The organism is Candidatus Saccharibacteria bacterium, assembly GCA_016789455.1.
Lineage (GTDB): Bacteria > Patescibacteriota > Saccharimonadia > Saccharimonadales > Saccharimonadaceae > CAIJKY01.
The window spans coordinates 1,164,309-1,179,491 of sequence record JAEUQU010000002.1; the positions used below are offsets into that span (position 1 = coordinate 1,164,309).

Annotated in this window: 10 protein-coding genes; 5 read left to right on the forward strand and 5 right to left on the reverse strand. The window is 48.5% G+C overall.

Features of this window, described 5'->3' with window-relative positions:
• Positions 1–24: 24 nt before the first annotated feature.
• The 4 genes from JNJ66_07230 to JNJ66_07245 form a co-directional block, all read right to left on the reverse strand.
• The gene (locus JNJ66_07230) at positions 25–1,107 is read right to left on the reverse strand and encodes a hypothetical protein (GenBank protein MBL8160216.1); all 1,083 of its coding nucleotides are present in this window, start codon (positions 1,105–1,107) and stop codon (positions 25–27) included.
• A 220-nt stretch (positions 1,108–1,327) separates the two neighbouring features.
• On the reverse strand, positions 1,328–2,866 hold the full coding sequence (terL, locus tag JNJ66_07235; protein ID MBL8160217.1) for a phage terminase large subunit: 1,539 nt from the start codon (positions 2,864–2,866) through the stop codon (positions 1,328–1,330).
• Complete coding sequence (locus JNJ66_07240) at positions 2,856–3,269, reverse strand: hypothetical protein (protein ID MBL8160218.1); 414 nt, start codon at positions 3,267–3,269, stop codon at positions 2,856–2,858. The genes terL and JNJ66_07240 overlap by 11 nt, the downstream gene beginning before the upstream one ends.
• Positions 3,266–4,600 (reverse strand): DNA modification methylase, encoded by a 1,335-nt coding sequence (locus JNJ66_07245; GenBank protein ID MBL8160219.1) that lies wholly within the window; start codon positions 4,598–4,600, stop codon positions 3,266–3,268. The genes JNJ66_07240 and JNJ66_07245 overlap by 4 nt, the downstream gene beginning before the upstream one ends.
• Before the next feature lie 370 nt (positions 4,601–4,970).
• Between JNJ66_07245 and JNJ66_07250 the strand changes: the two genes are divergently transcribed.
• Genes JNJ66_07250 through JNJ66_07270 form a run of 5 tightly spaced genes read left to right on the forward strand, consistent with a single transcriptional unit; the run spans position 4,971 to position 13,972 of the window.
• Positions 4,971–6,476: an ATP-binding protein gene (locus JNJ66_07250; GenBank protein ID MBL8160220.1), complete on the forward strand. Its 1,506-nt coding sequence runs from the start codon at positions 4,971–4,973 to the stop codon at positions 6,474–6,476.
• A 29-nt stretch (positions 6,477–6,505) separates the two neighbouring features.
• Complete coding sequence (locus tag JNJ66_07255) at positions 6,506–9,241, forward strand: Z1 domain-containing protein (GenBank protein ID MBL8160221.1); 2,736 nt, start codon at positions 6,506–6,508, stop codon at positions 9,239–9,241.
• Positions 9,234–10,247: a PD-(D/E)XK motif protein gene (locus JNJ66_07260; GenBank protein ID MBL8160222.1), complete on the forward strand. Its 1,014-nt coding sequence runs from the start codon at positions 9,234–9,236 to the stop codon at positions 10,245–10,247. The genes JNJ66_07255 and JNJ66_07260 overlap by 8 nt, the downstream gene beginning before the upstream one ends.
• A complete protein-coding gene (locus JNJ66_07265) occupies positions 10,240–12,306 on the forward strand; it encodes an AIPR family protein (GenBank protein ID MBL8160223.1) in 2,067 nt (688 codons plus the stop codon). Before JNJ66_07260 ends, JNJ66_07265 begins: the two co-directional genes overlap by 8 nt.
• Entirely contained in the window at positions 12,293–13,972 is a 1,680-nt protein-coding gene (locus tag JNJ66_07270) for a DNA cytosine methyltransferase (protein MBL8160224.1), read from the forward strand. The genes JNJ66_07265 and JNJ66_07270 overlap by 14 nt, the downstream gene beginning before the upstream one ends.
• On the opposite strand, the gene JNJ66_07275 is transcribed toward JNJ66_07270, so the two are convergent.
• The gene (locus tag JNJ66_07275) at positions 13,969–15,141 is read right to left on the reverse strand and encodes a restriction endonuclease (GenBank protein MBL8160225.1); all 1,173 of its coding nucleotides are present in this window, start codon (positions 15,139–15,141) and stop codon (positions 13,969–13,971) included. The genes JNJ66_07270 and JNJ66_07275 overlap by 4 nt on opposite strands.
• Between the last annotated feature and the right edge of the window lie 42 nt (positions 15,142–15,183).

Here is a 15,183-nt window from a genome sequence, read left to right on the forward strand (position 1 = left end):
AGTACCGCCACGGTCCTGGGAAGTCTAGGACTTAATGAATTCCGTTAAAGCTCTGACAATATCATCGGCATGCTCCTGAACGTAGTCGGCGGGGATCGAAGGCCACTTATTCAGCTCCGTGTCGCCGAGATCTGTTACGCCGGACACATTAATGTGGCGGGCAAGTGTATCGCGCAGCCGTTTACGAAGCTCGACATCTTCCGGCAGATAGCCGAAGCTTACCTGTACAACTCCGTCCGTGAATACTGATACGAACGATATAGGGGATATACGTGTGAATTGCGGATTAAATGAACCCCGGGCAGCACCAGTACCCCATCGAATTGTGTCGGCTTCCGCCCTGACCCAGTCGTATAGTTTGCGAAGTGCCTCGATTTTGGGTGCATCAAGTCTGGAGTTTACCTCCTGCCAGTAGCTTGTTTCGTCCCATTTTCGCCTTGCACCCGGAGATGATTTAGCCGACACAACATCCTTTTTTACTTCCGTGCCGAACATCTTGGGAATTATGATTTCAAACGTCTGGTGTCTGTAATATTCAAGTTCGACAGCGTAGACATCGAACTGGCTGTTGCGGTTCATGAACAGTATCAGGTCCTTCAGCTGCCTGTGCAGACTGTCCATCAGTACCACGAATTTGAAAGTGCCGTTATTCAGGTTGGCTTGGATATTATTCATCAGTATTTCAGCACCGTCTTCATCAACTCCGAAGAAATCCTGTAGCTTCTCCGTGATCGAGCTGCCGAACTGCTTCTGTACATGCTTATCAAGCTGCATGGTAAAGTCGGCAAAATCGATGGAACTGCTCCATAACGACGCACCGTAATCCAGAACCTGTGCCACCACGGTGCGTTTATCAGGATTCTTGTACAGCTTGGTTTCAACAAGATAGATATTGCCGTTCTGATCCACACCTAGCGCATCAATTGGACCGCTTGCAGTGCCGAATTCGCGGGCAAGTATAAGTAAGCGTATATCTTCGTCAATCTCATAAACCGGCACAGCGTCAGGGTTGTTGTAAATGTACTGCTGAAGGTAATCTTCTTTATCAAAACCGCTGGGGTTCAGGCGCTGGGCGCCTTTTCCGTTTTCCGAGATGATGAGTGACATCGGCGTTCCTCCTTGTTAGGTCCATGCGCCGATGCCTGTATATAAAAGGACAGCCACGCTGGACTGTCTAGGACCCAAACAAGCAGTTATGCCTATTCTTTTTTACGTAGCTGCCCATTTATCGGCACAACTACGTGACTGGTCACGTAACTAATTGTTTGAATCCTAGACATGTCCATTGTACCGCTGCCATCAGATTAAAGCCAGTAGTAACAAGAAGTTAATCCCACGCCCCGGAAGTGGCTTCCTCCCAGTCATCCAGACGGCGCGACCAGTAGTCGCGGCCGCTGCGGGACGACCGCCCGCGCCGGAACGGGTTCGGTCCGCTGAATAGCTCCTCCCATGTGCCGATTCGTACCGTACCGCCACGTCGGTCATCACGAATAAACTCCAGAACAGCTGTCGTCAGCGCGTCCACTAGGTCATCGTGTTTTTCGACGCCAAAGTGTACCAGCTGTGTAATCAGCTGTTCGGCACCTTTTCTGGGGAACAGAATCGTACCGCGCTGGATTCTGTCGGCGATCATATTAAGACGTGAACGCTTGTCGGAATGCGGCGTCACGCCCGCGACATCCAGACCGTCGGCTGTCAGCTGCTGGACAACCGCAGCCTGATAGGCTGTCTGCTCAATATACAGCCTGGGGTATCGGTAAAAATCGCTCATTGCTTTGAGCTGCTCCACTGTAGCAGGGAACGACATGCGTTTATTGACGATATTAGGCTGAATATACATACGCTGATTCTCACCGCTACCACGGATATATATCACCAGTATGGCTGTAAAATCGGCTTTATCATTCTCGGATATTGCCAGGTCGACACCTATAATGATCCGGCTGTACTGACCGCGCAGCAGTTCCGGCAGCTCATCATAGTAGTGAATCATGTCATGCGAAATGATCTGATCATCATCTGTCACCAGATTTAGCATGTACTCACGCTCCCAGGCGATTCGACTGGCCACACTACGTTCCATTTTCTTAACCGCCGCCATGTCCGGAAACTTACCCGGCCACGTACTCACGCCGTTCCTGACTATCGGCCATTCTGTGAAGGTACCATCAATTTCATTACGCTGAATCAGCGACATCAGGCGCATCAGCAGTGAATCCTCATGGAGCAGATTGCCGACCACGATTCGCTTTGTGTAGGTATCACCGGCGGGAATTATCTCACCCGTGTACCAGTCAAAGGTTTTCTGACGTCCCTCCCTGGTTTTAACTGACTGTACGTCTTCGACGTCATCCGAAATGATGAGATCCGGTCGTTTGGCACCGTGACGGATTCCGCGGACGCTCTGCTCGGTGGATATGGCTGTTATACGGGCATTATATTTCGGTATATATAAAGACGTCGAACCCCATTCCTCGCGCTGTTCTGTGAACGGCCCGAGGTCATTAGCCAGCAATTCATTACTTTCCAGCTCACGCTTGATATTAGTCAGGTGGACTCGGGCCTGATACTGCGTCTGGCTGGCAATGACTACAAACTTTTTCTGCTGTCGGCCGACAATCGCCCAGATGGGATAGGACATGGTAATGATGGTCGACTTGGCGGAACCGCGGAACGCCATCACCACCGCCAGCGGCGTCTCATCCTGTTCGGTAATGGAGAACAGCTCCCGGTGCAGGTCGGATATCTCATATTCCATGTAGTTCGAGAAGTATGTGGCAAAGAAGTAGAGGTGACTGTTTGCCGTCACCTCCGTCCTTACCTGACGGTCTGTATATAGCCGTTCCAGCAGATCTTTATTCAGCATCATCCTTTTCCTCGGGCAGCTGACTGATACCTGCCAGCTGCAGGGCTTTGCCGACCAGTTCTACCTGGTCGGGTGTCAGCTCCTGCTGTACAGCCTGAATGCGTGCGTCAACTTCCAGCCGGTTGCGGTAGCGGTGATGGTGATGCTTCAGCCAGAAAGTTATTGCAGACATATTCTGGTCTTTGATGGCGTTTATGAGCTGCGACTCGGCAAGGTCATTAATTCTGCCGATACTCAGCTCTATTGTTTCATCACAGGCATCGGCAAATGATTCATCCTCCTTGCGCCAGCGATAGTACGTGGACCGCGGCAGCCCGACATGTTTACAGGCCGCCTCCACAATGGGTGTTTTCGCCAGCTGCGTCAGTAGGAGCTGCTTGTCTTTATCCTGGTTGCGACTCATAGCTTCACCCGCTTCTGACCGGTCAGGTTCTCCCAGCGCTTTAGTGCCACCTCCGCATATATAGGAGATTTTTCCATGATGTAGCAGCGACGCTTGAGCTTAGTGGCGGCAATTAGAGTTGATCCTGATCCGCAGAACGGCTCAACGATAAGGTCACCGCGTTTTGTAAGCACTTTGATGTAAGGGATTAGTATCTCAATCGGTTTAGTGCCGAAGACGACACCTTGGCCGGAATGCTTTTCATCACTGGCCTGAAATTCTATGAAGTCCGTCGGCTGGTATTTCTTGCCCCCTTTGTAGCCCTCCCACTGCGGTTTGCCACTGATGGCGTAAAGTGCTGTTTCATACTCCTCCTGTAGCCCGTCCGATTCAGGGTCATGATTATAGGGCACGGTACCGGTACCGCCGACTACAGCGATGTCATGTTTGCTGAAGAACTTATACTTAGCACTGAAGCCCTGATGACGATTCGGAAGGTGCCAGACAATCATGTTTTTGACCTTCCAGTACTTTTCCATTTCGCCCCATATGACTCTGAGGTTCTTCCAGTTTTCGTATACGATTATCGAGTAGTCCGGCTCGGCATAGCGGGCGACATTGGCCATCCACTTCTCGGTAAAGTCCGGCGGCAGTACGTCAGTCTCCAGGTATCGACGGTTTTTCTTGGCACCGAAGCCGGTGGTCGGCTTACCGCCACGCTTGGCATGCAGATAATCAAGAATATAGGGCGGGTCAGTCAGGCACATGTCAGCCTGTTCGCCGTTCATCAGCTTATCGAAGTCCTCGGCAACAGTGCTGTCGCCGCACATCAGTCGTGAGTCGCCCAGCTGGTAGACGTCACCTTTCTGAACGGTTTTCTTCTTGATACCCAGCTTCTGCAGCTCTTTTTCCAGGTCGAAGTTCTCCGGCTCATCAGTTGCCATATCAAAGATTTCATCGAGCTCCTCACTGTCGAAGCCCACGTCTGCAAGGAGTGCTTCGTCAAACTCGGCCAGCAACTCGTAGTCCCAGTCGCCGAGATTTCTGTTAAGGCGCAGGTTCAGTTCTTTCTCTTTGGCTTCATCCGGAATACTGATATAAACGACCGGCACTTCCTTATAGCCGAGATCCCTGGCTACCTTCAACCGAAAGTGACCACCTATGACTATGTTACGACGCTCGTTCGCGCCGTTGACAAGTATCGGGTCGACCAGGCCGAACTGTTTGATGCTTGCTGTAAGTCCGGCAATGGCCTCCTCACCCCACTTGCGCGGATTATAGGCAGCGGCTTTGAGACTGGATACTTTGACCAGCTCTACATTAAGTTTATTATCTGGGGTTGAAGTACTCATGACTTCCTCCTTTGTAGTTATTTGGTAATAACCACAAACCCTTCGTGTTTTCGGCAATCAAAAAGCCGATCACAAAGAATTAATCATAGACGGCACCGTTGGTACTGTATGATCAATTCCTCACGATCGGCTTTCTTTCTACGCTTTCGCGAACAGCCTTTTTCTGACCCCGCTGTGGAATTGTGTGGACGTTAAATTGTTAACAATTATTATTGTATAACCGGATAAATAATATTGCAAAGGCATGGAGACCTCGACATATATTTGATAGGTAAGACCACCGTCAGCTTTCCTTGTCAACAGAGATAAAACAGAGTAAAATACAGGCAGATGCAGCCTCTGGCAACATTGTTAAAATTCTCTGTCCCACATGACAAATACTATTGACTCCGGCTTTGATATTGCAGCGCCCCGACCAGAGGCGCTTATACAGTCGCTGCGCGCTTTTGGCTATGATCTCTCAACTGCCATTGCTGACATAGTTGATAACAGTATCTCTGCATCAGCGAAGAATATTGCGATTGATTTTTTCTGGAATGGTGAAGATTCATATATTTCCATACAGGATGACGGCTGCGGAATGTCTGAGGAAGAGCTCATTAATGCCATGCGTCCCGGCAGCCGAAGCCCGCTTGAAGAACGCAGCCCGAAAGACCTAGGTAGATTCGGGCTGGGCTTAAAGACCGCGTCATTCTCGCAATGCAAAAAACTGACCGTAGCCTCAAAAACTAATGATGGCAATTTTGCAGTACGCTGCTGGGATCTGGACTATGTTACCGAACATGGCGAATGGAGGTTGCTGAGGAGTGCTTCTACTACTATGCAGCATCTTATAGATAAAGCTCCAGACACTCCATCCGGCACAATTGTTTTACTGGAAAATCTGGACAGGCTTACTAAAGATACAAAGGTGGATAGCCGGCACGATCATGATAAATTCTTGGAGGATGCAGAGAAAGTGAAAAATCATCTGGCTATGGTATTTCACCGTTATCTAGAGCGCATCAATGGACCTAAATTTACAGTCAACTCACGTCCGGTGAAACCATGGGATCCTTTTTTGACATCCGAACCCGCTACACAAAACCTGACAGAAGAAGCACACCATATCTTAGGCGGTAAGCTTGTAGTTAAACCGTATGTTCTGCCCCATGTATCAAAAATCAGCCAAGAGGTACACTCCCGGGCCGCTGGCCCAAAAGGCTGGAATGCGCAGCAGGGATTTTACGTTTATCGGAATTCCCGCCTGCTGGTGGCAGGAGAATGGCTGGGTCTCGGTTTTCAAAAAGAAGAACACTATAAGTTGGCAAGGATATTACTAGATATACCGAATTCAATGGATGAGCACTGGGAAATTGATGTCAAGAAATCAAGAGCATACCCGCCCGTTGCGTTACGTCGCGAACTGAAACGTCTGGCTGAGGTTACCAGACAAAGAGCTGCTGACGTATATAGACATAGAGGAAAAATCATTGCCCGTCAGCATGCTGGTAAATTTTCTTATACCTGGGATAGGAAAATCACGCACGGCAAGATATCCTATAAAATCAATCGTGAACATCCCTTTATCAAATCGTTACTCGATCGGCAGGATGTCAGTAAAGAAGTTAGCAACCTCCTCAAGTTGATTGAGGAAACTGTGCCCGTACCAACCATTATGGTTGATAACGCCGAGAGCCCGGGCAAGCAGGCCCAGCCCTTTGAGCAGGCAGCCGAAGGTGAAGTAAAACGGCTGGCCACGGACATATACCGGATTCTCCTGATTGAACGTACCGAAAGCGAAGCCATTGAAGCGATTCAGACAATGGAGCCGTTTAACCAGTACACGGATGACCTGGTGCCATATTTGAAGGGACTTGAAAGGAGCGCAGTGTGAATACCGATTACAAGAATAAAGTTTCAGGCATGGTTTTTACGCTTCTTGAAGCCGAGAAAAATCCTACCGTCGAATTAATACGTCGTAAGATTGAGGATGTAATAAAGATTTTTCCTGAAACTGAAGCTACCCAAATTGATGTTAGCCAGCTGGCTAGGGAAATTGAGTCAAAAATCTCAATCTATGTCGATGACGCAACTTCCCTGGTCAAAAATGAAGGACATCAGGAATGGTTACCGGAACAGCGTGCCAAAATAAACTGGAGGTTCTGGAACCGTTATCGAAAGTACCTTGAAAGATCGGTAGGTCTGCCCCCGGCAGTAACTAACGGGCTGGACAAAATGACTGACAGGGTTTTAGAGAGACTGGAGGTTCCTGAAAGAGACGGATCATGGGATACTCGCGGTATGGTGGTTGGACGTGTCCAGTCAGGGAAAACTGGTAATTACATAGGTCTCATCTCGAAAGCCATTGACTCCGGATACAAAGTTATCGTTATCCTTACAGGTATGCACGATAGCCTTCGCGCCCAAACTCAACTCCGCGTTGACGAGGGAATACTCGGTTTTGACACTCAGAAAAGCCGGAGTTTCCAAAACAATAATGAGCGTATTGGAGTTGGTAAACTGCCGGATGAGCCACTTCTGACCGTACATTCACTGACAAGTAGCGAGAATAAAGGCGACTTCAAAAAAAGCTTCGCGATGCAGGCCTCAGCCATGTTTGGCGGTGAACCGGTAATACTTGTTGTGAAGAAGAACAAAAGCGTACTCAGCAATCTACTGCAGTGGGCAGTCAGTGTTCGTGGCATTGAAGACCCATCCAATGGCAGAAAAATCATTCCTAACATTCCGTTACTGCTGATTGACGATGAAGCAGATAATGCATCTGTAAATACTAAGAAAATCCCTGTTGATGAAGACGGCAAGCCTATGGAAGATTATGATGTTACTGCTATCAACGGCAAGATTAGGGAAATTCTGAGCACATTCACTAAAAGTGCGTACGTTGCCTACACCGCAACTCCTTTCGCCAACATTTTTATATCCGGTGACAACAAAACTGACACACACGGGAAGGATCTCTTTCCTGAAAATTTCATCGTTAATCTGGCACCGCCATCCAGCTATATAGGCCCTTCTCAGATATTTGGAACTGATGGTAACCCGGACCTGGGGATCAGCGCATCACCCCGTCTTCCGCTTTACAGAGAAGTGGATGATTGGGAGGCTGCATTCCCACTGGGTCATAAGAAGGATCATGATCCTGAAGAGTTGCCAGAAACACTCAAGCACGCGATCCGTGCATTCATACTTGTCTGCGCTGCCCGTCGGGCAGGTGGCCAGGCAACCGACCATAACTCAATGCTTGTTCACGTCACAAGATTCAATAATGTGCAGGCCAAGGTAGCCGAGCTGGTCGAAGATGAGCTGCGGTACATCCGCCGGCGGCTGGAAATGGGAGATGGCGGTGCTTCTACTTCAGTACTTGATGAGCTTGAAGAGTTGTGGAATGACGATTTCGAGCACACAACTGCAAAAATGAACGATTACGAACATGCGGATATTGGGTGGCCTGAAGTCAGAGATGCGTTGTTTGAAGCGAGCTCAAAGATCACTATTAAAATCATGAACGGCCAGGCAAAAGACGCCTTAGATTATGCTGATCACCGCGATCAGGGACTCAGCGTGATAGCCATTGGTGGCGACAAGCTTTCGCGTGGACTGACCCTGGAAGGGTTGTCGGTAAGTTATTATCTGCGCTCTACAAAAATGTATGACACCCTTATGCAGATGGGTAGATGGTTCGGATACCGCCCCGGCTACTTGCATTTGTGCCGGCTTTATACAACGAGTGAACTGCTGTCATGGTATGAACACATAACTCTGGCGAGCGATGAACTTCTGGCTGACTTTGATCGTATGGCAGAGACCGGTGGAACACCAAGTGACTATGGTCTCAAGGTCCGCACCGATCCGGGAAAGAAACTGATCGTGACAGCATTGAACAAGATGCGCTCCGGTGTAGAAGTACCTATCTCCTACAGCGAGGAGCTGGTAGAGCTTGTTTACTATGCCAGAGAAGAAAGAGTGCACCAAGCAAACTTCACTTTCACGGATGAGTTTATAAAAGGACTTGGCGAATATGAAAAACGTGGCAAAAGCAGCTTCATGTGGCGGGACGTAACCGGCAAGAAAGTCATCGGTTTTCTGAACGGTCTGGTAACACATCCTCTCGCCGTGAAAGCAGCCGGCGCCTCGAAATACATCAGTGACATGACCAGAAAAGGCGAGCTCACAGACTGGACGGTACTGCTTGTCTCAAATGCCAAGCCAGAAAACCGGACAGTTCTGGGTGGTCTTGATATCGGCCTGACAGATCGTCGGAATGATGACAAGAATTCAAATCCAAATGTATACATAATAAATAGAAGTCATATTATCAGTCCTGGCGATGAGTATGAGGATCTGGACTCAGAGGAGCGTGGTCGTGCCTTAAGTCTGACTCGTGAAGATTGGGCTGATCCGAACCGTCGTCGGCGCAGCGCGGCGCCACCGGAAAAACCAACCGGCAGGTTTGCAAGACGAGTGCGCAACCCGCGTAATGGAATGCTGATCCTGTACACTCTGAACCCAAAGCTGATCGGCGAAGAGCTCAGAACACCTGTTGTAGGTTACGCGATCAGTTTCCCGCAAAGCCCGACGGCCGTAAAAACGAACTACATGTTAAACGAAGTAGCGATGGGTAAAGACGAGGATGAATAGGAGCTTCGCGGATATATGGACAGAGATAGAGCAGGAAGCTGCGAACAGCCGTAAGCCGCATTTTCTGGTAAGGCGAGTAATCCCGGAAAGCAGCTTGGACGCGTTTATTGGAACTGAGTTTCCGGGAGGTCGCAGAGTATTTGCGCTGGAGGTCAGTCTGCAGGCTATGGATAAACTGGAAGATCTGCCTGCATTCAAAGGACTAGAGATCAGTAAGCGTGAATCAGTCGCAAACCAAAAAGATAAAGCCGCCTTACTGATCACCCTAAAGGCTACCAGATTCGCTGATGTCTTCGCTATTCTCATTGAGGATCTGGCAGCTGAACTTCATCCTATCAAGGACGAAAACGATGCATTGGAAATAATGATTACTCGGCTTATTAAATGGCAGCAGCTGATAGAATCTGGTGGTCACGAAGGTCTGTCAGAAGATGCTGCACGCGGCCTCTACGGTGAACTCTATATTTTAGCCACCCATTTACTGCCGACACAGGGAACAAGGGCAGTATTCGGCTGGAAAGGATTTAGCGCCGAGCAGCAGGATTACTACTTTGGTCGCGATGCTATAGAAGTAAAAACAACTAAAGCCAAGCAGCATCAGAAATTAACTATTGCCAGCGAGCGACAACTGGATGAAGGCACCTTTAACCGCCTGTTTCTTTATCATCTGTCGGTTGCCGAACTGCCAGGCAATGAGAATACGCTGCCGAAGGTTGTGGAATTTATACGTAAAAAAGCCCGAGAGGACGGCAGGGCTTTGAATTATTTCGAAGACGCTCTTTTCCAGGCAGGTTACCTAGATGCACAAAGCGGGCTTTATGAAATGGCTGGTTATGAAATCCGTGAAGAAAACCTTTTTCTAGTTACTGATAAATTTCCACGAATACTTGAGAAAGAGCTCCGGTCTGGAGTTGGGGATGTAACTTACTCTATCAATGTGGCCGAGTGCAAGCATCACGTAGTTGGATTATCCGAATTTGCAACACTGGAGCCGGGCGATGAATAGTGTTAAAAGTCTGGAAGATTTCAGCCAGGATATTCACCAGCAGGTAATTGCCACTGCAGATATCGAAGGTGAGGAGGCATTCCGGGAAGATAAGTTCACTGAGCTGATGATAGAATATCTCACTGATGCCGGCGAGGTTGATGATGGTATCGTCTGTTCTTACCGGGCCAAGGGCCTACAGGTAAACGGATACAGCCTAAGTGAGGACGAAGAGGTATTTGATATATTCATCAGTAAGTATACCTCTGTTACACCACCCGAAACAGTCGCATCAGCAGATGTGGTTGCCGGCTTCAAGCGCGGCCTTAACTTTGTTGATAAAGCACTGACAGGACTTTACGAATCACTTGAGGAAGCTTCACCGGTTTTTGACTTGGCACAACGGATTTACGATGTCAGGAAGTCCGTCACAAAAGTGCGGCTGATGTATCTGACCGATGGACTTGTCAAAGATGTTAAGCACAAAGACACTGAGTTGAATGGCGTCATAGTTTCTTACCATCTATGGGATATTGAGCGTCTCTATAAAGTCTGGACTTCGGGTAAAAAGCGGGAGACGATAGAGATTGACTTTGAGCAGCGCTTCGGCCACGCAATTCCGTGTTTGAAAATGCCTAAAGGCAACCCTGATTACACCACCTACCTGGCAATATTTCCGGCAAGTGTTCTGGTTGATCTGTACGGGGAATATGGCACACGCTTATTGGAAAGAAATGTCCGTTCGTTTCTACAGGCAAGAGGCCAGGTCAATTCGGGTATTCGACGAACTATTTTAGAAGAACCGTACATGTTTCTTGCTTATAACAATGGAATAGCCGGTACATCTGAAATGATTCAGATTTTAGAGCAGTCCGATGGCGGGCTGGCGATAAAGAGCTTGCGTGACTTCCAGATTGTAAACGGTGCTCAGACTACAGCCTCGCTCTACCATGCAACCAAAAAGGACAAAGCAGATGTCTCTGAAGTATTCGTACAGGTAAAACTGACTGTTATTGACGATCTGGGCAAAATGGATGACTTTGTGCCACTTATCTCTCAATATTCAAACAGCCAGAACAAAGTTCAGACAGCTGATTTTTCAGCTAACGATCCGTTTCACCGTGAGATTGAGGAGCTTTCACGCACCATCTGGGCTCCGGCGCAACAGGGCACACAACGTCAGACTCGCTGGTATTATGAGCGCGCACGTGGTCAGTACACTGACGATAAAAACCGCGAAGGTACGCCTGCTCGTAAAAAAGCATTCGAGCTGGTCAACCCCAATTCTCAGAAATTTACCAAAACTGACCTTGCAAAGTTTGAGAACACCTGGGATCAGTTGCCATATCTCGTAAGCCGAGGTGCGCAGAAAAACTTCCGGGAATTCACTATACGACTCAAAGATCGGCATGGTCGTTCGCCTAATCAGACTTATTTCCAGCGCCTTGCTGCGAAAGCACTGATGTTCAGGGCAGCTGAAAAGATAGTTCAGGCGCGTAAATACGGTGGCTATCGTGCCAATATTGTTACGTACACATTGGCGCTCATTTCACATCTTTCTGCTCAGCGTCTCGACCTTGATAGTATTTGGAAGAACCAGATGCTTTCGCCGGCGCTTCGTGATGCCATTGACAGTATTTCAGAAGTTGTTTTTGATCATATCGTAAATGCTCCTGGTAATGCTAACGTTACAGAATGGTGTAAAAAAGAAGAGTGCTGGAAGCAGTTAAAAAATAAGGGGATTGTGCTACCGTCGGCGCTGAGCGCTGAGCTTCTGACTGCCAACCACAAAGTTGAGGATGTTGCGTCAGGCAAGGGCGAATGGGAAGAAACCGAGGCTGATGGCGTTGACACCGCTGCAGTTACGGGCGTAGGCGCTGATGTCTGGTTCCAGTTATCGTCATGGGCGAAGGAAACAGACAACCTACAGCCTTGGCAGCGCGGTATTGCCTACTCAGTGGGCCAATTACTCGCCCGAGGACGGAAGCCATCACGCAAACAAACCCAACATAGTGTTAAAATACTTGAGGAAGCAAAGCGCTTAGGCTTTAATACACAAGATGCAAATAAGAGTTACTGATGATATCCCTGTTATAGATTTGTTCGCCGGCCCCGGTGGGTTGAGTGAAGGCTTCGCTTCCTTCACCCCCTCAGGCACGACCGGCAATCCCTTCAATATAACCGCCTCTGTTGAAATGGATGCATGGGCGCATCAGACCCTTGAACTTCGGAGCTTCTTTCACGAGTTTCATGGTAACGCTCCGGACGAGTACTATCAGTATCTGCGACAGGAGATCACAAAAGATGAGCTATTCGATCTCTACCCGATACAGGCAGCGGCTGCTAAAAAGCGCGCAATACTGGCAGAGCTCGGCAATAAAGAACACGACGTCCTTATTACCCAGCGACTGAACCAGGTCTTCGAAGATAATCCGGATAAACCGTGGGTGCTGATCGGTGGACCACCTTGCCAGGCTTATTCGGTCATTGGCCGGTCCCGCCGCCAAGCAAACGGTGCGGGCCTGCAGAAACAGGAGGAGGATAATCGAAACTTCCTGTATCTGGAATACCTGAAGATCATTGCCAACTATAAACCTGCTGTTTTCGTGATGGAAAACGTAAAAGGCATGCTGTCTGCGAGAGTTAACGGTAAACAGATTTTTCATGAGATACTGAAAGATCTTCGCCACCCCAAAGATGCACTGGAAGATTCCAATGTTCCGGGCTATAAGCATAACGGGCTGGAATATAAGATTTATTCTCTGGTTGTATCAAAAGACGATGGCTCAGAGCTCAAACCGACCGATTACATCATTCAATCTGAAAACTATGGCGTGGGCCAGATGCGTCACCGTGTAATACTCCTCGGAATTCGCAGTGATATTGATGTTAAACCACGAACCCTCACGCCACGAGAAGATAAAGTTACTGTAGAAAGTCTGCTTGCCGATCTGCCTAAGCTCAGAAGCTCATTTACTCGTCCGGCAGGCGGTGCCGAGGAATGGTACGATTTCCTGGCGGACATAAATAAACAGGAATGGTACAAACAGTATAAACCGGCTGTTGAGAACGGTAGCCCCGTAGATGCGAAAGCCCTCAAAGTAAAAATGGATGAGTGTTTGAAAGCGATTCGCAGCGACCTCAGTACCGGCAGTGAGTTTGCGGAGGCGGATGTGAAGTCGGCATACAGGTCCGACTGGTTCAATGACCCGAAAATCGGAGGTGTCGTTAACCATATTGCGCGGGGACACATGAAGGAAGACCTGTACCGGTATTTCTTCGCTGCTGCTTATACCAGTGCATTCGGAAGGTCACCACGCATGAAGGACTTTCCTACGCAGTTATTGCCGAAGCATAAGAATGTGGGTAGATCACTCGATAAAGGTGCATTCGATGACAGATTCCGGGTCCAGCAGACTGATCGACCAGCGACTACCATCACATGCCATATATCCAAAGATGGCCACTACAATATTCACTACGATGCATCTCAATGTCGCAGTTTGACCGTGCGCGAAGCCGCACGACTTCAATCATTCCCTGATAACTATTACTTCGTCGGCCCGCGCACACAGCAGTACCACCAGGTGGGAAACGCCGTTCCGCCACTGCTGGCCTCACAAATCGCGGACATAGTTTACGATGTCGTCAGTCAAGTACCACGAGTCATAAGTCGGCAGGAAACACTCCAGGAAATTGATATGTCACCGGCCAGATCATCCGAATTAAAAGTTGCTAAAGTTTAATCTTCTTTTAGGCTCCGTAGCCATTTTTCTACAGATTTTGTATCATTATAGCCTGCACCCTCAAGTATCCTTACGATATCGCCTCCGGATATAATCACAACGGGGTGACCATCTTCAATGATTTCCTTGTAGGCCTGGTCATTGACATAAGAAGTTGTAACAAGGAAGCCAACCTGCCTGTGTCTTAAGCGGGAGATCAATCTGGAAGTCTCCCTGACACCGACTGAACTACGGATAGAGTAGCACTTGGCTTCAATAGCAAACTCTACTTTGATGGAATTATCCTCCAAGCCTATCTTATATTCACCGGTTGCGTCACGACCACCATCTCTCGTTCTGCGCGTCAGGTCATAGCTTGCCACATTTTTATCCATTAATTTGACAAGTTCTGCGGCACATTTTTCAAAGCCGTAGCTGTCATCAGTAAATGCTCCGTGTATTCTATTCAAAATTTCCAAACCAGCCGGCTCTTGAGGCAATTGCTCCTCTTTAGTACGGTTATCTACAGTTCTTTCGGCAGTTAGAGGTGGCGGCACCTTCTGACCCAGTCGCCATTTAAGCCAGTGCTTCGGCGCATTAACAGATTCTGTATTTTCATCGTGCAGATCCCTAATCCACTCACGCGTTACAACCGGTTCATTCAGAACTGTAAAAATGGCACGATAGTTCTGGAAACGCTGGCCTTTTTTCATCTTCCACACCGCTACAAGATCTTCTGTGCTGGTTACGCCGGCCTTGCCCGGAATAAGCAGACCTCTGAAAATTACATCGCGTCCGTTGGCACCTTTTGTGAAGAGAAATACAGGAGGTATCTTTTCGTACTGTTGCTGGTGCAGAGCGTCAAAAATATCGCGCAAGAACTGGTTGCCACCAAGAGCTGTGCCGTGCAGATCGGCACCAGCATTTTTATTATCGCCGTAGTAGGTCACCATGCCGTTGTAGTAATCTATCGAATCCGGCCAGTCCGGGTCACCTAGGGATGAGTAAAGTACCACAAATTTGTAGCCTTTTGCCGCGCTTCCTACCCGGCGAAAACCGCCGCGATTGCCGCAACCGAGCAATTCCGGCAGACAGTCAAATCCGCCAGCTGAACTTGCATCAGCTTTATAAACAGCATCAACAATCAGCGGCGCATTTGGGATATCTGGTGATCTGAACTCTGTACTCATAAAATTACTCTGATGTAATTATACCTGTGACAGATTAGATAT